This window comes from Shinella sp. Sh6, assembly GCF_055392685.1.
In genome coordinates this window covers 2,563,557-2,581,807 of the sequence record NZ_AP044005.1, presented here as the reverse complement: position 1 = coordinate 2,581,807, position 18,251 = coordinate 2,563,557, and the positions used below count along the sequence as shown (strand labels likewise).

At 65.5% G+C, this 18,251-nt stretch carries 17 protein-coding genes; 6 read left to right on the top strand and 11 right to left on the bottom strand.

Annotated elements, in window-relative coordinates; translation table 11 throughout:
• Position 1: 1 nt before the first annotated feature.
• From ACZ5TO_RS12380 to alr, 7 genes are all read right to left on the bottom strand, one after another.
• Complete coding sequence (locus ACZ5TO_RS12380; protein WP_464798298.1) at positions 2-2,248, bottom strand: glycoside hydrolase family 2 protein; 2,247 nt, start codon at positions 2,246-2,248, stop codon at positions 2-4.
• A gap of 10 nt (positions 2,249-2,258) precedes the next feature.
• Positions 2,259-3,074, bottom strand: coding sequence for a carbohydrate ABC transporter permease (locus tag ACZ5TO_RS12375; RefSeq protein WP_464798297.1), 816 nt, complete (start codon positions 3,072-3,074; stop codon positions 2,259-2,261).
• Positions 3,071-3,967, bottom strand: coding sequence for a carbohydrate ABC transporter permease (locus ACZ5TO_RS12370; protein ID WP_464798296.1), 897 nt, complete (start codon positions 3,965-3,967; stop codon positions 3,071-3,073). Before ACZ5TO_RS12370 ends, ACZ5TO_RS12375 begins: the two co-directional genes overlap by 4 nt.
• Positions 3,968-4,065: 98 nt before the next feature.
• Positions 4,066-5,334: an ABC transporter substrate-binding protein gene (locus tag ACZ5TO_RS12365; RefSeq protein WP_464798295.1), complete on the bottom strand. Its 1,269-nt coding sequence runs from the start codon at positions 5,332-5,334 to the stop codon at positions 4,066-4,068.
• A gap of 133 nt (positions 5,335-5,467) precedes the next feature.
• Complete coding sequence (locus tag ACZ5TO_RS12360) at positions 5,468-6,514, bottom strand: LacI family DNA-binding transcriptional regulator (protein WP_464798294.1); 1,047 nt, start codon at positions 6,512-6,514, stop codon at positions 5,468-5,470.
• Between the two features lie 191 nt (positions 6,515-6,705).
• Entirely contained in the window at positions 6,706-7,956 is a 1,251-nt protein-coding gene (locus ACZ5TO_RS12355; protein WP_464798293.1) for a D-amino acid dehydrogenase, read from the bottom strand.
• 26 nt (positions 7,957-7,982) lie between these two features.
• A complete protein-coding gene (alr, locus tag ACZ5TO_RS12350) occupies positions 7,983-9,116 on the bottom strand; it encodes an alanine racemase (RefSeq protein ID WP_464798292.1) in 1,134 nt (377 codons plus the stop codon).
• A gap of 123 nt (positions 9,117-9,239) precedes the next feature.
• Here alr and ACZ5TO_RS12345 point away from each other — a divergent pair, with 123 nt between their 5' ends.
• From ACZ5TO_RS12345 to ACZ5TO_RS12335, 3 genes are all read left to right on the top strand, one after another.
• A complete protein-coding gene (locus ACZ5TO_RS12345) occupies positions 9,240-9,710 on the top strand; it encodes an Lrp/AsnC family transcriptional regulator (RefSeq protein WP_184147067.1) in 471 nt (156 codons plus the stop codon).
• A gap of 85 nt (positions 9,711-9,795) precedes the next feature.
• Positions 9,796-10,425 (top strand): thermonuclease family protein, encoded by a 630-nt coding sequence (locus tag ACZ5TO_RS12340; protein ID WP_464798291.1) that lies wholly within the window; start codon positions 9,796-9,798, stop codon positions 10,423-10,425.
• A 107-nt stretch (positions 10,426-10,532) separates the two neighbouring features.
• A complete protein-coding gene (locus tag ACZ5TO_RS12335; RefSeq protein ID WP_184147071.1) occupies positions 10,533-10,694 on the top strand; it encodes a hypothetical protein in 162 nt (53 codons plus the stop codon).
• A 55-nt stretch (positions 10,695-10,749) separates the two neighbouring features.
• Here the strand turns inward: ACZ5TO_RS12335 and ACZ5TO_RS12330 are convergent, their stop codons facing one another.
• The gene (locus tag ACZ5TO_RS12330) at positions 10,750-11,589 is read right to left on the bottom strand and encodes a fumarylacetoacetate hydrolase family protein (protein ID WP_464798290.1); all 840 of its coding nucleotides are present in this window, start codon (positions 11,587-11,589) and stop codon (positions 10,750-10,752) included.
• 118 nt (positions 11,590-11,707) lie between these two features.
• Between ACZ5TO_RS12330 and ACZ5TO_RS12325 the strand changes: the two genes are divergently transcribed.
• On the top strand, positions 11,708-12,382 hold the full coding sequence (locus ACZ5TO_RS12325; protein WP_464798289.1) for a GntR family transcriptional regulator: 675 nt from the start codon (positions 11,708-11,710) through the stop codon (positions 12,380-12,382).
• 54 nt (positions 12,383-12,436) lie between these two features.
• Here ACZ5TO_RS12325 and ACZ5TO_RS12320 read toward each other — a convergent pair whose 3' ends face one another.
• Positions 12,437-13,858, bottom strand: coding sequence for an efflux transporter outer membrane subunit (locus tag ACZ5TO_RS12320; RefSeq protein WP_464798288.1), 1,422 nt, complete (start codon positions 13,856-13,858; stop codon positions 12,437-12,439).
• A gap of 664 nt (positions 13,859-14,522) precedes the next feature.
• On the opposite strand from ACZ5TO_RS12320, the gene ACZ5TO_RS12315 reads away from it, so the two are divergent.
• A complete protein-coding gene (locus ACZ5TO_RS12315) occupies positions 14,523-14,741 on the top strand; it encodes a hypothetical protein (protein WP_464798287.1) in 219 nt (72 codons plus the stop codon).
• A 152-nt stretch (positions 14,742-14,893) separates the two neighbouring features.
• Entirely contained in the window at positions 14,894-16,453 is a 1,560-nt protein-coding gene (locus tag ACZ5TO_RS12310) for a VOC family protein (RefSeq protein WP_464798286.1), read from the top strand.
• Between the two features lie 219 nt (positions 16,454-16,672).
• On the opposite strand, the gene ACZ5TO_RS12305 is transcribed toward ACZ5TO_RS12310, so the two are convergent.
• Positions 16,673-17,230, bottom strand: coding sequence for an NADPH-dependent FMN reductase (locus tag ACZ5TO_RS12305; protein ID WP_464798285.1), 558 nt, complete (start codon positions 17,228-17,230; stop codon positions 16,673-16,675).
• A 67-nt stretch (positions 17,231-17,297) separates the two neighbouring features.
• Positions 17,298-18,251: a ring-cleaving dioxygenase gene (locus ACZ5TO_RS12300; protein ID WP_464798284.1), complete on the bottom strand. Its 954-nt coding sequence runs from the start codon at positions 18,249-18,251 to the stop codon at positions 17,298-17,300.

Sequence of the window (18,251 nt, the reverse complement as noted above, 5' to 3'; positions counted from 1 at the left end):
CTCAGCTTACGGTGAAGGTGACGGATTGCGGTGCAAAGCGGCGGCTGGTTACGGAAAGCTCCAGCGTGCCCTTTTCCTCGCCCGCCTCGACCCAGAAGCCGGTCGCTCCGCCCTTCAATGTATGGTCGGCGGGGCCGATGATGCGGCCGGGGCCGGAAAGCGCCAGCGAAACCGGCTCCTCGAAATAGGGTAGGAGGTTGCCGCACTGGTCGAGGACGCGCACGACGACGCGCACCGCATCCTTTTCGCCCGCCCGCAGCGCCGTATCGTCGGGCGTCACCTCCAGCGTCGTCGGCACCGGGTCGGCCGGCAGAACCATCGTCTTCACCGCCTTGCCGTCGATAAAGCCCGTGAACGTGCCCTCGCGCCAGACGCGGCCCCAGGTGCCGAATTCCTGCGGCGTGACGGTGCGAAGGTCCAGCACGACGGGCGGATGCGGCAGGTGCGGATAGTTCTCCCGGTCGGGATAGACGCGCTTTGCCGGCCATTCGCCGAACTTCACCTCGACATAGTCGCAGTTGGTCAGCACGATCAGCGGCAGGACGCCGCCGATATTGCGCTCGCCGCGCGCCCAGAAGGTGACGGGCTGCATCACCACGCCGTCCTTCGGATCGCCCTGCGAGGCATAAGCGTAGGCCGCGAGCTTGGGAATGCGGTACATGTCGAGCACGCCGTGATAGCAGATGCGGTCGCCCGAGCCGAAGTCCTTGTGCGTGTTGTAGTCGAACATGCACCAGCCGGTGGAGCCGGAAATGTCGCTGTCGCCGGCAACGGCGTTCAGGATCAGGAGGTGGCGGGTGACGTGCTCGGCCTGGCGCTGCTCCTGGTCGAAGCGCTTGGTCGGGTACATGTGGCCGTTATACTCGGTGATCATGTAGGGGATCGGCTTCGTGATGCCGGTCGTCTCCACCCGGTCGCGCAGCACGACGCGGCCGCGGTTGTTGCCGGGCATCTCCTCCTGGCCGAGGATGAAGTCGTTCATCGTGTAGACGTCTTCGAGCAGCTCCGAATTGGTGATGAAGCGCACGCCGCCGGTCTGGCGCGTCGGATCGAGCTCGCGGGCGAGGCGGTTCGTCTCGGCGTAGAAGTCGTGGCTGTCCTGGCTCTCGTTGATGCGCACGCCCCAGATGATGATCGAGGGATGGTTCCAGTCGCGCTCGATCATGCGGCGCACGTTCGCGATGGATTCCTTCTGCCAGGCCTTCCCGCCGATATGCTGCCAGCCGGGGATTTCCTCGAAGCAGAGCAGGCCGATCTCGTCGCAGCGCTCGATGAACCACTTCGACTGCGGATAGTGCGAGGTGCGCACGATGTTGCAGGCAAGCTCGTATTTCAGGATGTCGGCGTCCTTCTCCTGCGCGCGCCGGCCCATGGCGTAGCCGGTATGCGGCCAGCTCTGGTGCCGGTTGAGGCCGCGCAGCTTGAGCGGCCTGCCGTTGAGCAGGAAGCCGTCCGGCGTGAAGAGCGCGGTGCGGAAGCCAAAGCGCTGCGTCAGCACGTCCTCGCCGTAGTCGGTGGCGAGCTTCAGCGAGAGGGCGTAGAGAACGGGATTGTCGATGTCCCAAAGCTCGATACCGGCAAGGCCGGTGAAGGTCAGCACCGCCTCGTTGCCGTCGACGGCGACGGAGGTGGCCGCCACGTCGCCGCCGCCCTTGCGGCGGATCTTCGCGTCGAGCGTGCCGGAGACGGCAAGCCCTTGCGGGTTGGCGAGGAAGACGCGGGCGGTGACGGTCTTCTTTTCCGAAAGCGCGTCCGGCGTCTCGATCTTCACATTGGCGATGGAGACGGGGCTTGCCACCTTCAGCCAGACGTCGCGGTAGAGGCCGGCATAGCACAGATAGTCGATCTGGCCGCCGAAGGGCGGGATATCCGGGTTCTCCGAGCCGTCGATCTTGACGGTGACAAGGTTCTCGCCCTGCCTCAGATGCGGCGTCAGGCGCGCCTCGAAGGGGGTGTAACCGTCCTTGTGGGCGGCGATCTCCCTGCCGTTCAGGTAGACCACGCTATCGGCCATGGCGGCGTCGAAGACGAGGGAAACTTCCTGCCCCTCGAAATCCTCCCGCCAGTCGATGACCTTCTGGTAGGTGAAGGGCTTCTGGTAATCGGTCTCGTCGAAATAGTTGTAGGGCAGCTCGACGGCGCTGTGCGGCAGGCGTACGCGCTCGCCGTCCTGCAGCGTGTCCACGCGCGTGGGCTCGAAGCCCTCGCGGAAGAGCCAGTTGCTGTTGAAGTTTTCGGTGATGCGCATGGGGGTATTCCTATTTGACCGAGCCGAGCATGCCCTGCACGAACTGGCGCTGCATGACGAAGAAGACGAGAAGGGTGGGAAGCGTGGCGAGGATCGTGCCGATCATGACCACGCCGTAATCGGGATAGTAGGCCGAGGCGAGCGAGGAGACGACGAGGGTGATCGTCTTGGTCTCGTTCGATTGCAGCACGATGAGCGGCCAGAGATAGTTGTTCCAGTTCGTCATGAAGACGATGACGAAGGCGGCCGCATAGGTGGAGCGCATCACCGGCACGTAGATGTAGAGGAAGATCTGCCATTCCTTCAGCCCGTCCACCTTGGCCGCGTCGCGCAGCTCCGTCGGGAAGGCCTTCGTCGACTGGCGGAAGTAGAAGATGATGAAGGCGGAGGCGACGGTGGGCAGCATGATGGCGATATGCGTGTTGATGAGCCCGGTCTTGGCCATCATCATGAAGAGCGGGATCATCAGCGCGCCGAAGGGCACCATCAGCGTGAGCAGCACCAGCGAGTAGATGCGGTCGCGCGCCTTCGACTTGAACATCTCGAAGCCGTAGCCGGCGAGCGAGGAGACGGCGATGGTGAGCACCGTCGCCAGCACCGCCACCTTGGCCGAGTTCCAGAAGATCAGCGGCACGTCGACCTCGGTGAAGAACTTGCCGACATTGGCCAGGAACGCATCGCCGAACGTCGTCTTGCCGCCGATGATGTCGATCGAGGTGTTCGTGGCGCTGATCACCATCCAGAAGAACGGGAAGATCGACAGGAAGGCGGCAAGGCCGAGAAAGGCATATTGCAGCGCGGTGCCGGAAAGGCGCGAGAGGTTCATGCGCGGTCCCTCGCGGCGTAGAACTGGAGGAAGGAGAAGAGGGCCACCATGAGGACGATGACGTAGGAGACCGTCGCCGCATAGCCGAAGCTCGGCATGAAGCGGAAGGTGAGGTTGTAGATGTAGAGCGAGAGGGTGAGCGTGGCGTTCGCCGGCCCGCCCTTGCCCTCTGTGAGGTTGTAGACCTCGTCGAAGAGCTGGATCGTGCCGATGGTCGAGATGATCGTCGTGAAGAGGATCACCGGCTTGAGCATGGGCACGGTGATGTGGACGAAGCGGGCCCAGGCCGGCACGCCGTCGATCCGCGCCGCCTCGTAGATCGACTTGTCGATGTTCTGGAGCGCGGCGAGATAGAAGATCATGTTGTAGCCGGTCCAGCGCCAGGTGATGGCGAGGATGACCAGCACCTTGGCCCAGAAGGGCTCGGTCAGCCAGCCGATGGGCGTGCCGATGAGGCCGATCGCCATCAGCGCCTGGTTCACGACGCCGTCGACGGAGAACATGCTCTTGAACAGCACCGAATAGGCGACGAGCGAGGCGACGCAGGGCAGGAAGATGGCCGTGCGGAAGAAGCCGATGAATTTAAGCCGGTCGTTGTTGAGCACCGCCGCCAGCATCAGGGCGAGCAGGATCATGATCGGCACCTGCACCACGAAGAAGACGACGGTGTTGGTGAGCGCCTGGATGAAGACCGGATCGTGCCAGAGGCGCACGACGTTTCCGAAGCCCGCGAACTTCATCATCATGCCCTTGCCCGAGAAGAAGGACAGGTAGAGCGAGCGGAAGATCGGGTAGACGAGGAAGATCGAGATCAGCAGGACCGACGGGGCGACGAACAGCCAGCCGTTCAGATCGTGATAGCGCTTCAATCCGCCTGTTTTGCCGGCAGCCATGGGTCGACCTTCGATGCGGGGAACAAGGACCGGACCTCCCGCCGAAGGCAGGAAAGGCCCGGGAATGGGGCGGGCGCGCTGCGCCCGCCGGGAGGATCCTATTGGATCTGGCCCTCGGCCTGGCTGGCGATCTGCTTGAGGACATCGTCCACATTGGCGCCTTCGCCGAGCGAGGGCAGGTGAGCGGTCACGGCCGTGTCCACCTCGTTGGTGAAGACGCCGTAGTTGACGGCCGGGACCATCGCGAGCCAGTCGGAGAAGTTCTGCCAGACCTTCTCGCCGCCGAAGAAGGCGTCGGCCTCGGAATAGGCCGCGCCCGTGCGGGCGGCGAGCAGCGAGCCGACCGCGCCGCGCTCGGTCAGGATTTTCTGGTAGAAGTCGATATCCTTGGCGTAGACCTCGTTGAGGAAGTCGATGGCCTCGTCCTTCTCGGCGGAGCTTTCCGTCACGTACCAGCTCGAGCCGCCGAGATTGGAGGCATGGCCCGCACCCTCGACGTTCAGTTTCGGGATGGGCGCGACGCCCCACTTGCCGGACTGGTCGGCCTGCGCCTTGACCGTTCCGGTGATCCAGACGCCGGTGGTGACGGTCGCGACATCCCCGGAAGTGAAGGTGTTGACCCATTCCGTCCAGCCGGCGGCCGGCTTGTGGATGCCCGCCTGGAGGATCTTCTGCTCGGTTTCGAGCGCGGCCTTCAGCGCGGCGTTGTTCTCGATGGAGAGATTGCCCTCCTTGTCGAAGTACCAGCCGCCGGCCGACTGCATCAGGATGCGGATGAAGCCGGCGTCGTTGATGTCGAGGCCGAGCATCTTCTTGCCGGTCTTGGCTTCCACTTCCTTGCCGATCTCGATGAAGCGGTCCCAGGTGAGGTCCTGCATGTCTTCCGGCTTGAAGCCGGCCTGCTCCAGGTAGTCCTTGCGGTAGTAGAGGCCGGTGACGCCGGAATCGAAGGGCACGCCGTAGACGGTGCCGTCCACCGTCATCAGCTCGACCTTGTAGGGCGCAAAGCCGGAATAATCGATCTTGCCCGACAGCGGGGCGAAGGCGCCGGGGAAGGACTGGAGGTATTTCTGCGCGCCGTAGTCCTCGATCAGCACGATATCCGGCAGCGTGTCCGTCGTGCCGGAGGACAGCGCCGTCTGGAGCTTCTGCTCGACGTCGGCCTTGGCGAAATCGACGATGTTGAAGGTCGTCTCCGGATGCTTGGCCGTATAGCGCGCGGCCGCTTCCTTCATGATGGCGACGTTGAAGTTCGGGTCCCAGCACCAGACGGTGACTTCGCCGGCAAAGGCGGCGGTGGACGCCAAGAGGCTCGCGCCGGCAAACATGCCGGCGGCAAGACGCGACAGAATGGTCCTGTTGTTCATCGTTTCCTCCCAAGAAACCGGATCGGGCAGGTTCTCCTCTCCTGCCGCCGACGGAAAGATTTACCGAATTTCAGGAAACGCGCAAGGAAAATTTAGTAAATATTTATTGCGGTTGCGAAGAGGGCGAAAAGCCTCACGATTCCGGCGGCTTGCGGCAGCTCTCGCGCCAGACGAGCTCGGTGGCGATGCGCACCTGCTTGCCGTAGCCGCGGCCGGAAAGGCGCTCCAGCAGCAGGTCCACGGCCGTCTCGCCGATATGCTCGCCGTGGATGCGCACGGTGGTGAGCGGCGGGGTGAGGAACTGGGCGACGGGGATGTCGTTGAAGGAAATGACGGCGATGTCCCTGGGGATCGCCAGCCCCGCCTCCTGCAGGGCGCGGTAGGTGCCGATCGCCATGTTGTCGTTCGAGGTGACGATGACGTCGGGCCGGTCGGTGAGCGCCAGCAGGTCGCGTGCGAGCCGGTAGCCGGTGTCGAGCCGGAGGCTCTGCCCGCCGGAACAGTCGGCAAGGGCGAGAAGGTCGGGGTCGAAGGTGCCGTTCTTCTTCTGCCATTCGATATAGGCCGCGCAGCGCCGTTCGGCGAAATGCTGCACGCCGCCGTTGAGGCTCTCATGGCTGCCGATGAAGCCGATGCGGCTGTAGCCGCTGGCTTTCAGGCAATCGAGGATCTTGCGGGTGGCGAGCCCCATGTCGGAGAAGACGCTGTCGATATGGTCGCTCTTGGGGTCGAAATCGGCGAAGACGAGGTGGCGGGAATGCTCCTCGACCCAGGCGATCTCGTTGTCGGAATGTTTTCCGATGACGATGACGCCCGAGGCGCTTTCCAGAAGGGCCGCCTCTGGCAACGCATCGGAATGGAAGACCTTGACGATCTCCGTCTTGAGGTCGCGGCAGCGGTTCTCGATGCCGAGCCGGACGCCGACATAGTAGGGATCGGCGATCTCGTCGGACGGTTCGAGGAAATGCACGATGACGAGCCGGGTGAGGAGGCTCGGTGAGGCATGGCCGTTCGCCTTGTTGCGGTTGCGCGGCGTCTCGTAGTTCAGCGCCTCCGCCGTCTCGATGATCGCCTGCCGCTTGGCCGGCGAGATCGACAGGGCCGGATCGTAGTTCAGCACCCGCGAGACCGTGGCGGAGGAGACGCCGACGGCCTTGGCGATTTCCTTGATCGTTACCATCGCGTCATTCCGTTCGTTTCATCCGCTCATTGTGTCACAGTTGCGAAATCTCCGAAATCACCTCTAGTAAATATTTACCGGGAGAAAGGGGAAGGGCGTCGAGGCAACCGGAATAACGGCATGAAAGCCGCATGTTGCCGGTATAGCCAGCCGGTAAATTTTTCTCAAGTCGTGGGTGGCGGCCCGCGCCCTTAGCCATAGCGGGCGACGGCGAGGTCCGTCGCGTCGATCTCGGGCGTCCTGCCGGAGACGAGGTCGGCGATGAGGCGGGCCGAGCCCGAGCTCATCGTCCAGCCGAGCGTGCCGTGGCCGGTGTTGAGGAAGAGGCCGGCGACCTTCGTCGCGCCGATGACGGGCGTGCCGTCCGGCGTCATCGGGCGAAGGCCCGACCAGAAGCTCGCCTTCGACACGTCGCCGCCGGGGAAGAGATCCGTGACGGAGTGCTGCAGCGTCAGGCGGCGCGGCTCGCCGAGATCGTTGGTATAGCCGGAGATCTCCGCCATGCCGCCGACGCGGATGCGCTCGCCGAGCCGGGTGATGGCGATCTTGTAGGTCTCGTCCATCACGGTCGATTCCGGGGCGCGCGAGGCGTCGGTGATCGGGATCGTCAGCGAATAGCCCTTGACGGGATAGACCGGCAGGCGGATGCCGTGCGGGCGCACGAGGAGCGGCGAGAAGCTGCCGAGCGCCACGACCACGGCGTCCGCCGCGATCCTGCCATGCGCGGTGACGACGCCGGTGACGCGCCCGCCCTCCACGTCGAGGCCGCGGATGATGCTGCCGTAGTTGAAGACGACGCCGAGCGCTTTCGCTTTTTCCGCCAGCGCACCCGCGAACTTGAAGCAGTCGCCCGTCTCGTCCTTCGGCGTCAGCAAGCCGCCGACGATCTTTTCGCGTACATGCTTCAGCGCCGGCTCGACGCGGATGCAGCCCTCGGGATCGAGAACCTCATAGGGAATGCCGTCGGCGGCGAGCGCCTTGACGTCCTTGGCGGAGGCATCGAGCTGGGCTTCGCTGCGGAAGAGCTGCAGCGTGCCCTGCATGCGCTCGTCATAGGCGATGCCGGTCTCCTCGCGCAGCGCGGCGAGCGAGACGCGGCTGTAGTCGGCAAGGCGCAGCATGCGGCTCTTGTTGAGCGCATAGCGGGCCGAGGTGCAGTTGCGCAGCATCTGCGCCATCCAGGAGAGCATGGCCATGTCGACCTTCGGGCGCAGGATGAGCGGCGCGTGCTGCATGAACAGCCATTTCATCGCCTTCATCGGAATGCCGGGCGCAGCCCACGGCGAACAGTAGCCGAAGGAGACTTCGCCGGCATTGGCGAAGCTCGTTTCCAGCGCCGGGCCGGGCTGGCGGTCGACGACCGTGACTTCGTGGCCGGCCTTCGCAAGCTGGTAGGCCGAGGTGACGCCGACGATACCGGCGCCGAGAACGATGACTTTCATGATGTCCTCACAGGGAAGAAGAAGGATCAGCGATATTGCCGGTGGTAGCGGTGGCCGAGGCCGGTCAGGATCTCGTAGGAAATGGTGCCGGCATCCCGGGCGACGTCCTCGAGCGCCTGGTGGGGGCCGAGCACTTCGACGCGGCTGCCGAGCGTCAGCCGGCCTTCCGGCAGGGCGGAGATGTCGATGGTGATGCTGTCCATCGAGACGCGCCCGACGATGGGAAGGCGCAGGCCGTCGCAATACACCGCGCCGCGGCCCGAGAGGCTGCGCGGCAGGCCGTCCGCATAGCCGGCGGCGATGGTGGCAAGGTGCGTTTCGCCCGTCGTGACATGGGTGCCGCTGTAGCCGACGCGCGCGCCGGCCGGCACGGTGCGGGTCTGCACCACGGCGACGTCGAGGCTGACGACCGGCTCCATCGGATTTTCGCGTCCGCCCGTCGGCGCACCGCCGTAAAGGGCGATGCCGGGGCGGGCGAGGCGGCCGTGATAGGTGGGGCTGAGGAAGATGCCGCCCGAATTGGCGAAGGAAAGATCGAGGCCGGGAAACTCCTTGGCAATGCGGCTCATCTCGGCGAGCTGGTCGCCGTTCTGTTCGCTGTCCGGCTCATCCGCAGAGGCAAGGTGGCTCATGGCGAACAGGACGTCGATGCCGCCTTCCGCTGCCAGCAGGCCGGCAAGCGCCTTGCGGTCCTGCGGCGGCAGGCCGAGGCGGGACATGCCGGTGTCGAACTGCAGCACGGCGGGCAGGCGGCGGCCGAGAGCCTTTGCCGCTTCGGCCCATTGCCGCCACTGGTCCAGCGAATTGATGACCGGCACGATGCCCTCGCGGGCACAGGCGGCCTCGTTGCCTGGCTGGAGGCCGTTCAGCACGAAGATGCGCGCGTCAGCGGCGAGAAGCGGGCGCAGGCGGAGCGCTTCGACGAACTGGGCGACGAAGAAATCGCGGCAGCCATGGGCGTAGAGCCTGGGGGCGACCCGGTCGGCGCCGAGCCCGTAGGCATCCGCCTTGACGACGGCCGCCGCGCGCGCCGGGGCGAGCGCGGCGGCGAGCTTTTCGTAATTGCGGGCAAGCGCCGCAAGATCGATGGTCAGGTAGCCGGAAGCGCCTTCCGCGCCCGCCGTGCCGCCGAACCGAGTGTCCCGTGCCGTCATATCCATCGAAGCCCCCCGATTGCCGGCAGAGTATTGCAACGATCGTGAAATTGCCGGCGAAACAGCGCTTGATTGTTGTGTCCGGGCATGATTTTTGAAAGGAACGGCGAATATTTGGAATGATCTGCTATGGCGGCTCTGGACGCGATCGACCGCAATATCCTTCGGCTCCTGCGGCTCGATGCGCGCATGAGCAACGCGGCCCTTGCGGCCGAGGTCGGGCTGTCGCCGTCGGCCTGCCTTCGGCGCATCAAGCTGATGGAGCAGGCGGGCGTCATCCGCGGCTATACGGCGCTTGTCGATGCCTCCAATGCGGAGGCGGCCATCGCCGTCATCATCAACATCACGCTCGAACGGCAGACGGAAGATCATCTCGACCGCTTCGAGGCGGCGGTGCGCAAGCATCCGGAAATCCGCGAATGCTTTTTGATGACCGGGGGCTCGGACTATCTCCTGCGCGTCGAGGTCGCCAATGCCGGCGAATTCGAGCGCATCCACAAGGAGATACTCTCGGCCATGCCGGGCGTCTCGCGCATCCATTCCAGCTTTGCGATCCGCAACGTGCTCGCCACGCGCCCGGGCAGGGGCGGGCGGCGATAGGCGCGAGGCCGGCCGCAACGTCTTTCCACCGTCCGGTAACCATATCTTCAAAGGATCGTCGCACTGTCCGCGCAGGAGACTGGCGATGGCGAAGACGGCGAACAGGCGAAAGAAACGGACGGGCGCGAAACGGGCGTCCTCCGCGAAACGCGGCGGCATGGCGCACTGGTATCTGATCGGTGCGGCCGTGGTCGGCGGCGTTCTTTACATGGACAATGCCGGCCCGGGACCGGAGGCGGCCATATCGGCGATCCGCACCGCCTCGATAGACCGCAAGGAACGCAAGGCGGCGGTGCCGACGCCGAAGGTGGCCGTCGCCGGGAAGGCGGAGCAGGCAATGCCCGCCGCGGAGAAACTGCCGCCCTTTTCCGGCAAATGGTTCATCTGCACGACGCAGACCGATTATTGCGTCGTCGACGGCAACACACTTCTATATGCCGGCCGCAAGGTACGCCTTGCCGATATCGACACGCCGGCCATCACCGGCGCGCGCTGCGATTCGGAGCGTTCGCGCGGGGGCGATGCGAAGCTGCGCCTGCGCGAGATCCTGAACGAGGGCGACGTCACGCTCGTGGAGGCGAAAGGCAAGGCCGGCGAGCGGGCGGGCGCTACGCCCCATCTCGTCCTGCGCGGCGGCCAGTCCATCGGCGGGAGACTCGTGCGGGAAGGGTTGGCGCGGCCGTGGAGCGGTCGCCATCAGTCCTGGTGCGGCTGACGGGCGGTCTTGCGCCCTCTGTTCCTTTCCGGCACAAGCCATGCGCAAGCCTGCGTCCCTAAGCTTTCCGTTAACCGGGATGGTGCCGGCTGGAAAGGGACAATGACATGTCGAACGACCTTGAACGTTACAGCGACCCGGACAATGCCACGGTCGCGCTCTTCCTCATGGAAAACGACGCCGACGAGCTGACGGACATCCTGGTGGCCGCGCTGGACGAGGCCTTCCGCATCCTCGACGACGAGTCGTCGCCGGCGACGGTGCACTGAGGACGAAACGAAAGAGGGGCCTTCAGGCCCCTCTCGCTTTTCCAGGCTTTGCTTTTCAGGCTGCCGCGACCTGCTGGCGCTGCGTGCCGAGGCCGGCGATGGAGACTTCCATACGGTCTCCGGCCTTGAGGTAGCGCGGCGGCTTCATGCCCATGCCGACGCCCGGGGGCGTGCCGGTGGTGATGACGTCGCCCGGCTCCAGCGCCATGAACTGCGAGATATAATGCACGAGGAAGGGCACCTTGAAGACCATGGTGCTCGACGAGCCGTTCTGCACCAGCTCGCCGTTGACGCTGAGCGTCATGGCGAGGTTGCCGGGATCCACCTCGTCCGTCGTCACCAGCCAGGGGCCGATCGGGCCGAAGGTCGGGCAGCCCTTGCCCTTGGTCCACTGGCCGCCGCGCTCGATCTGGTAGGCGCGCTCGGAAACGTCGTTGCACACGCAATAGCCCGCGACATAGTTCAGCGCGTCGGCCTCGGAAACGTAGGAGGCGCGTTCGCCGATCACCACGGCCAGCTCCACTTCCCAGTCGGTCTTTTCCGAGCCGCGGGGAATGAGGACCGTATCGTCCGGCCCGACGATGCAGGAGGGCGCCTTGTTGAAGAGCACGGGCTCGGCCGGCACGGCCATGCCGCTTTCGGCCGCATGGTCGGCATAGTTGAGGCCGACGGCGATGAAATTGCCGACCCGGCCGACGCAGGCGCCGAAGCGGCTGCCTTCCGGGGCGAGCGGCAGGCTCTTCGGATCGAGCGCCCGCAGGCGTTCCAGGCCCGTGCGGCCGAGCACGTCGCCGGAAATGTCCGGCACCACGCCGGAAAGGTCGCGCACCTTGCCGTCCGCGTCGATCAATCCGGGCTTTTCCGCGCCCGCCGCGCCAAAGCGCACCAGCTTCATGTCATCCTCCTTGAACGATGGTCTTGCCGATTTCGGTTGCGCCCACCTTCGCCCTCGTTTTACATCGAGTCAACGATTTTCGAAAATCTTCCAGAGTTTGCAAAATAGGCGGAGACGGATGGAAGCAAAGCGGGCAGGCGGGCGCACCCTTGCGGGGGACGCCTACGAGGCGATCCGGCAGGCGATCCGCTCGGGAAGCGTCAAGCCGGGCGAGCGGCTGCGCTTCGCCGATCTCCAGGCGCTGTGCGGCATGAGCGTAACGCCGGTGCGCGAGGCGCTGGCGCGGCTGACGGCGGAAGGCTTCACGGTGCTGGACGACCATCGCGGCTACAGCGTTGCCAGCCTCTCGCTTTCGGAGCTGCGCGACCTCACGGCGGCGCGCCAGCTCTGCGAGGGCGAGGCGCTGCGCCTGTCGGTGGAGAAAGGCGATGCCGACTGGGAGGCGCGGGTGATCGCCGCCCATCACCTGATGGCCCGCATCCCGCAGGCGCGCGAGGACATTCCCTCCGCCATCCGCGAGGACTGGGAAGAGCGCCACGCCGCATTCCATGCCGCGCTGATCTCGGCCTGCGGCTCGCCCATCCTGCTGGAAATCTGCGAGAAGCTGTTTTCGCGCGCCGACCGCTATCGCCGCCTGTCGGTCAGCATCTCCGCCGGCGCGCGGGATCCCGCCGCCGAGCATCGCCGGCTGATGGAACTGGCGCTGGCCCGCGACGGGCAGGGTGCCAGCGCGGCCCTGCGCGAGCATTACGGGCGGACCGCCGCCGCGCTCGAAGGCTTCCTCAAGGAATAAGAGCGCTTCCCCCTTTCGGGGAAAGCGCTCCTGGATCATGTCCGAACCGGCTTTTTACTTGCTGGCAACCGTTGCCGCGCCGATTTCCGCACCGCCGCCGATCGCCACGTTGAGCGCGACATAGTCGCGGGCAAGCTGGCGGATCGCCGAGGCGAGCGACAGGCGGGCCGAAGCCACGTTGCGTTCGGCATCGAGCACGTCGAGGATCGTGCTTGCGCCGCCGCGATAGCTTTCGCGGGCAAGGTTCAGCGTCTGCTCGTAGGAATTGACGACCTTGCGCAGGGCGGCGACCGTCTGGCCGTCGCGGATGAGCGCGGTCTGGGCGTTCTCCACTTCCTCGACGGCGTTCAGCACGGTGGACTTCCAGGTCAGGTACTGCTGCTCGGCTTCCGAGCGGGCCACCTTGACCTGGGCCTGCAGCGCGCCGCCCGAGAAGATCGGCAGCGTCAGCGACGGGCCGAACGACCAGCTCGACAGGCTGCCGGTGATGGCGTTGAAGTTGCGCGAGGCGCCGATCGAGCCGCCGAGTTCGATGCTCGGGTAGAGATCCGCCTCGGCGACGCCGATCTGTGCCGTTGCCGCCTGCAGGCGACGCTCGGCCGCGCGGATGTCCGGACGGTTGCGGATGAGGTCGGCCGGAACGCCCGTGCGGGTCGAATAGCGCGGCATCGGCTGCGCGGCGCCCTTGGTGAGGCTGGAGGTGATCGTGGCCGCCGGCACGCCGAGCAGCGTGGCGATGTGGTTCGCCGCCTGATGGAAGCCGGTTTCGAGCGCCGGCAGATCGGCCAGCGTCTGGTTCACGAGACCTTCGGTCTGCAGCACGTCGAGGCTGGAGGCGGCGCCCGCTTCCTTGATCTCGTTGGTGAGCTTGAGGGTCTCGCGGCGCGATTCGAGGTTCTTGCGGTTGAGCGCCAGCGCTTCCTGATAGTAGCGCGCGTTCACGTAGCTCGAAACGAGGTCGGAGAGATAGGCGAGCCGCGCGACGCCGACATCGTCATAGGCTGCGTCGAGCGAGGCGCTTGCCGCTTCCTTCGACCGGCGGTACTGGCCGAAGAAGTCGAGCAGCCAGGAAACGCTCGCGCCGCCCGAGATCGACTTCGATTCGGAATGGTCCTTGCCGGTCGTGCGGCGCAGGTAGCTGCCGTCCTGGCCGCTTGCGGAGGCATCGGCCGAGGCGCCGATGCTCGGCAGCCCGCCCGCGCCGGCGACGACGACGTTCGCTTCGGCCGCCTCGATGCGCTCCAGCGCCTGGCGGACCGAGAGGTTCTCGGCCATGCCCTGGTGGACGAGGCCGTTGAGGCGCTTGTCGCGGAAGGCTTCCCACCACGGATTGAGCGCGACGTTCTCGCCGCTCGTTGCCTTGCTTTCCGAGAACTTGGCCGGAAGGACGGCATCGGGCTTCTGGTAATCGGGACCGACGACGCACCCCGACAGGAGGAGCATGCTCAGAGGAAAAAGTGTCCTGGTGAAATTCATGGTCATACCCTGCGGGCCGACATGACGGCCATCTTAACTGAACAAAATCGTGATTCACTCTTTATTCATGTTTCACGCGAAGATCGAGCCTCACCCCGAAAAAAGAATGGTCCCACAGCGTTTTTCCCCTGCTTCACTGAAGGGGTGTGTCCGCAGTGCAACTGACAGGACGCGCGCGGCCGCGCCATGATGCCCGCGGAGCGAAAGCCGTATCATTCTCGATACGCCGCAAGGTTGTGCCACGGCAATTCCCCAGAATGTTCGTCATCACGACATATTTTTCTGGGAAATGCTGCATCCGCGAACATTATTTTGCGATTCGAATTTGTCACACAAATCCGGCAGCATTTTTTTCCAAAAACCTGCGGATTCCATTGACAAGAAAAGGAGAGCCGCCTATGTGTTGGAGCATCGCATGAGGACCGCATGCGTTTCATTCCGGTCCGCCCCTGACGCGTCCTTTTTTTAAGCGTCAGCGCCAACAAGAGGGAGTGTGTCATGTTCGATCTCAACCGCATCGCCTCCACGGGTGTGGCGTGCTCCTGTCGTGAAACGATTACAGGGAAACCGCATACGGCCCTCTGCCGAATGTGATCTGATTCCCCTCTTCGAGTTTAGCGCAAGACAGAATTTGGCTGTGCCTTCGGGCTCGGCAGGAGTTGTTATGAAGAAGCAAGTTATCGAAATCGGTGGTGAAGCCGTCGGCGTCGTCGTTCCGGATGAGGACCGGCTGAAGTTCATGGCTGTCAAGTATTCCGTATGGGACCTGGATTCCCAGCGCTTCTCCTCGGCAGACGAGGTGCGCGCCGCGATCCGCCGTCTCCTCAACGATCCGGCCGCCTCCGCGCGGGCGATCTCCCCGGCGGCCGTCGCAGCCGCCTGAACCCGATCACGGACGATCCGGCCATCCTGCCGGATGCTCCCGGCCTCGCCGCGCGGCGGGGCCGGTTTCGTTTTGTGGACAGTCCATTCACCGGGCGCCGGCTGGCGCGGTATGCCAAATCCTGATTGGGTGCGGGCGAAAGGAGGTGCCTCATGACAAGTGGCATCCATCACATCACCGCCATCACCCGGAAGATCCAGGCGAATGTCGATTTCTACGCGGGCTTCCTCGGCCTGAAGCTCGTCAAGCGCACGGCAGGTTACGAAGATGCCGACCAGCTCCATCTCTTCTATGGCGATGCGGCGGCAAGCCCCGGCTCGCTCGTCACGTTCCTGGCCTGGGAGGACGGTTCCCCCGGACGGGTCGGCCTCGGCCAGCCGTCCGAGATCGCCTTTGCCATCCGGCCGGAGGCGATCGGCTTCTGGCTGACGCGCGCGCTGACGCACAACATCGCGCTCACCGGCCCGGCGCAGGAGTTCGGCGAGCCGGTGCTGCGCCTCAAGGACCCGGACGGCATCATCGTCAAGCTCGTCGGCGAGGCGGGCGTGGAAGGCCCGGCGCCCAACGTCACGAAGGAGATTGCGGCGGCGGACGCCATCCAGCGCCTCCGCGGCGCGACGATCCTGTCGGAAAAGCCGGCCGCGACGGCGGCGTTCATCGCCGGGCATTTCGGCTTCCGCACGGTCGCCGAGGCGAACGGCATCCTGCGGCTGGCTAGCGGGGCGGGCGACGTCATCGACATCCGCAATGCCAGCGGTTTCTGGACCGCCGCGCCCGGCACCGGCACGATCGACCACGTCGCGCTGCGCGCGCCGGACCGGGCGGCCGTGGAAGCCGCGGCCGCCCGGCTTGCAAGGGAAGGGGTGGGCGATACCAACATGCACGACCGCACCTATTTCTACTCGCTCTATGTCCGCGAACCCGGCGGATCGCTCGTCGAATACGCGACGGACGGCCCCGGCATGACGGTCGACGAGCCGCCGGAGACGCTCGGCACCACGCTGTTCGTCCCGAAGCATTTCCGCGCCGACCCGGAGGATGTCCGGGCCCGGCTTCCGCAATTTTCCCTGCCCGGAGAAGAAAGAATGTCCGAACGCGACCTGCCCTTCATCCATCGGGTGCACCGCCCGCAAACGCCGGACGGTACCGCCGTCGTGCTGCTGCACGGCACCGGCGGCAACGAAACGAGCCTCCTACCCTTCGGCGCGCGCCTTGCGCCGAATGCCGTGCTGCTCTCCCCGCGCGGGCGCAGCAACGACGAGGGCTATCCACGCTTCTTCCGCCGCCTCACCGCCGTCACCTTCGACCAGAAGGACATCGTGGGCGAGGCGGCGGCCTTCGCGGCCTTCATGGAAGGGGCGAACGCGGCCTATGGGCTCGATCCGGAAAAGACGCTGTTCGTCGGCTATTCCAACGGGGCGAACATGATCGGCGCCGTCATGCTGCTGCATCCGGGCATCGTGCGCAACGCGGTGCTGCTGCGCGGCATGAACGTGCTCGAAAGCATGCCGGCGGCCGGCACGCCGGAAAAGGCGAACGTCCTGATGCTGAGCGGCGAGGCCGATCCCTACGGCCGCTTTGCCGGAGACCTCGAACGCCTCCTTGCGGCCCGCGGCGCAAGCGTGGAGCACCGGCTCCTCCCCGCCGGCCACGACATCGGGCCGGCTGACCTGGAGCTGGCGAAGGCCTACAAGGAACGCGTCGTCGGCTGATTGGGGATGGGGAAGGGCGCGTCGAAGGACGCGCCCTTTTTGTCATGCAGCGGGTGGCGCGTGGATCCTCGGGTCGTGCCCGAGGATGACGAAAGAAGAGAGGGACGGTGACGAAAGTGGCCGTCCCGCATGCCGCACCTTTCAATAGACGGATCAACAGGCGGGCAACCTCTCCTCCCCTCCGTCATCCTCGGGCTTGACCCGAGGATCCACACGCCCCTACCGCTTATGCTGCTCCACGAAGGCGGCGAAGGCGGTGATGAAGTCGCGGAGCTTCCTTTCGGTCGCCTCGTCGATCAGTTTGCCGTCCTCGATGAGGGTGCCGGCGCGCGAGACCATGAGTTTTGCGCCGAACCACGGCACTGTGCCGAGGGTGCGCATGACGGGCAGCCAGGCTTCCTGCGAGAGGAGCGTGCCGAAATTGCCGGGCGAGGCGCCGGCGATGGCGAAGGGTTTTGCGGTGAAGACGCGGGAAATGTCGGCGGGCGGGCGGCTCATCCAGTCGATGGCGTTCTTGAAGACGCCGGGAATGCCGTTGTTGTATTCCGGCGTGAAGAGGATGACGCCGTCGGCGCCCGCCGCAAGGTCCTTGAGGCGGGCGACGGCCTCGGGGATGCCGTCCGCCGCTTCGACGTCCGCGTCGTAGAGCGGAATGCCGCGGATCGTTCCCTCCACGATCTCGACGCCCTCGGGCGCCATGGTCAGCGCGGCCTTGAGGAGCGCCGTGTTGAAGGAGGCCTTGCGCAGGCTTCCCGAGATTGCCACCAGTTTCGTCATGTCCATCTCCGTTGCAGGGACGAAAACCCCGGCGGGACGATGTCGCGCCGGGGTCGGGGAAGTCCTGTCAGGCGAGCGGCTTCAGCCGGGCCTCGATCTGCGCGCGGCGCGGCTCGAGGAAGGGCGGCAGCGACAGGCTCTCGCCGAGCGTTTCCATCGGCTCGTCGACGGCAAAGCCGGGCCCGTCCGTGGCGATCTCGAACAGGATGCCGTTCGGCTCGCGGAAATAGAGCGAGCGGAAGTAGAAGCGCTCGACCTCGCCGCTGGAGGGCAGGCGGAAGCCGCGCAGGCGCTCCGTCCAGCCGTGCAGCGCTTCCTCGTCCGGCGCGCGGAAGGCGACGTGGTGCACGGCGCCCGCACCCTGGTGGGCGGCCGGAAGGTCCGGCTCGACGGCGACGTGCAGTTCGGCGGCCGGGCCGCCTTCGCCCATCGAGAAGACATGGACGTCGCCCGCCCCGTCCGGGTTCGGATAGGTCGCGGTTTTCTTCATGTTCATGACCTGGACCAGCACGGCCTCGGTGTTGCGGATATCCGGAACGCTGAGGGTGATGGGGCCGAGGCCCTTGATCTGGTGTTCGGCCGGAACCGGGCTCTTTTTCCAAGGATGGGCCGGCGCGCCGGCATCGTCCACGGTCAGGCGGAAGCGCTGGCCTTCGCCGTCCTCGAAATCGAGCGTGGCGCGGCCCGCGACGTCGCGAATCTCGCCGGCCTTGACCTTGAAGTCGGCAAGGCGGTCCCTCCACCATTCGAGCGTGGCGAGGCTGGCGACGCGAAGGCCCGTGCGGGAAACGCTGTGCGTGCCGCGCCGCTCGTGGCCGACCGGCCAGTCGAAGAAGGTGAGGTCCGTGCCGGGCGAGGCAAGGCCGTCGGCATAGAAGAGGTGGTAGGCGCTGGTGTCGTCCTGGTTGACGGTCTTCTTGACGAGGCGCAGGCCGAGCGTCTGCGTGTAGAAGCGCAGGTTCTCCTGCGCATTGGCGGTGATCGCCGTCAGGTGATGGATGCCGGTAAGCTGCTGGGTCAT

What these genes read in the sequence shown, in the direction of transcription:
- ACZ5TO_RS12380 (WP_464798298.1), bottom strand. Translation starts at nt 2,248, where the DNA reads ATGCGCATCACCGAAAACTTCAACAGCAACTGGCTCTTCCGCGAGGGC.
- ACZ5TO_RS12375 (WP_464798297.1), bottom strand. Translation starts at nt 3,074, where the DNA reads ATGAACCTCTCGCGCCTTTCCGGCACCGCGCTGCAATATGCCTTTCTC.
- ACZ5TO_RS12370 (WP_464798296.1), bottom strand. Translation starts at nt 3,967, where the DNA reads ATGGCTGCCGGCAAAACAGGCGGATTGAAGCGCTATCACGATCTGAAC.
- ACZ5TO_RS12365 (WP_464798295.1), bottom strand. Translation starts at nt 5,334, where the DNA reads ATGAACAACAGGACCATTCTGTCGCGTCTTGCCGCCGGCATGTTTGCC.
- ACZ5TO_RS12360 (WP_464798294.1), bottom strand. Translation starts at nt 6,514, where the DNA reads ATGGTAACGATCAAGGAAATCGCCAAGGCCGTCGGCGTCTCCTCCGCC.
- ACZ5TO_RS12355 (WP_464798293.1), bottom strand. Translation starts at nt 7,956, where the DNA reads ATGAAAGTCATCGTTCTCGGCGCCGGTATCGTCGGCGTCACCTCGGCC.
- alr (WP_464798292.1), bottom strand. Translation starts at nt 9,116, where the DNA reads ATGGATATGACGGCACGGGACACTCGGTTCGGCGGCACGGCGGGCGCG.
- ACZ5TO_RS12345 (WP_184147067.1), top strand. Translation starts at nt 9,240, where the DNA reads ATGGCGGCTCTGGACGCGATCGACCGCAATATCCTTCGGCTCCTGCGG.
- ACZ5TO_RS12340 (WP_464798291.1), top strand. Translation starts at nt 9,796, where the DNA reads ATGGCGAAGACGGCGAACAGGCGAAAGAAACGGACGGGCGCGAAACGG.
- ACZ5TO_RS12335 (WP_184147071.1), top strand. Translation starts at nt 10,533, where the DNA reads ATGTCGAACGACCTTGAACGTTACAGCGACCCGGACAATGCCACGGTC.
- ACZ5TO_RS12330 (WP_464798290.1), bottom strand. Translation starts at nt 11,589, where the DNA reads ATGAAGCTGGTGCGCTTTGGCGCGGCGGGCGCGGAAAAGCCCGGATTG.
- ACZ5TO_RS12325 (WP_464798289.1), top strand. Translation starts at nt 11,708, where the DNA reads ATGGAAGCAAAGCGGGCAGGCGGGCGCACCCTTGCGGGGGACGCCTAC.
- ACZ5TO_RS12320 (WP_464798288.1), bottom strand. Translation starts at nt 13,858, where the DNA reads ATGAATTTCACCAGGACACTTTTTCCTCTGAGCATGCTCCTCCTGTCG.
- ACZ5TO_RS12315 (WP_464798287.1), top strand. Translation starts at nt 14,523, where the DNA reads ATGAAGAAGCAAGTTATCGAAATCGGTGGTGAAGCCGTCGGCGTCGTC.
- ACZ5TO_RS12310 (WP_464798286.1), top strand. Translation starts at nt 14,894, where the DNA reads ATGACAAGTGGCATCCATCACATCACCGCCATCACCCGGAAGATCCAG.
- ACZ5TO_RS12305 (WP_464798285.1), bottom strand. Translation starts at nt 17,230, where the DNA reads ATGACGAAACTGGTGGCAATCTCGGGAAGCCTGCGCAAGGCCTCCTTC.
- ACZ5TO_RS12300 (WP_464798284.1), bottom strand. Translation starts at nt 18,251, where the DNA reads ATGACCCAGCAGCTTACCGGCATCCATCACCTGACGGCGATCACCGCC.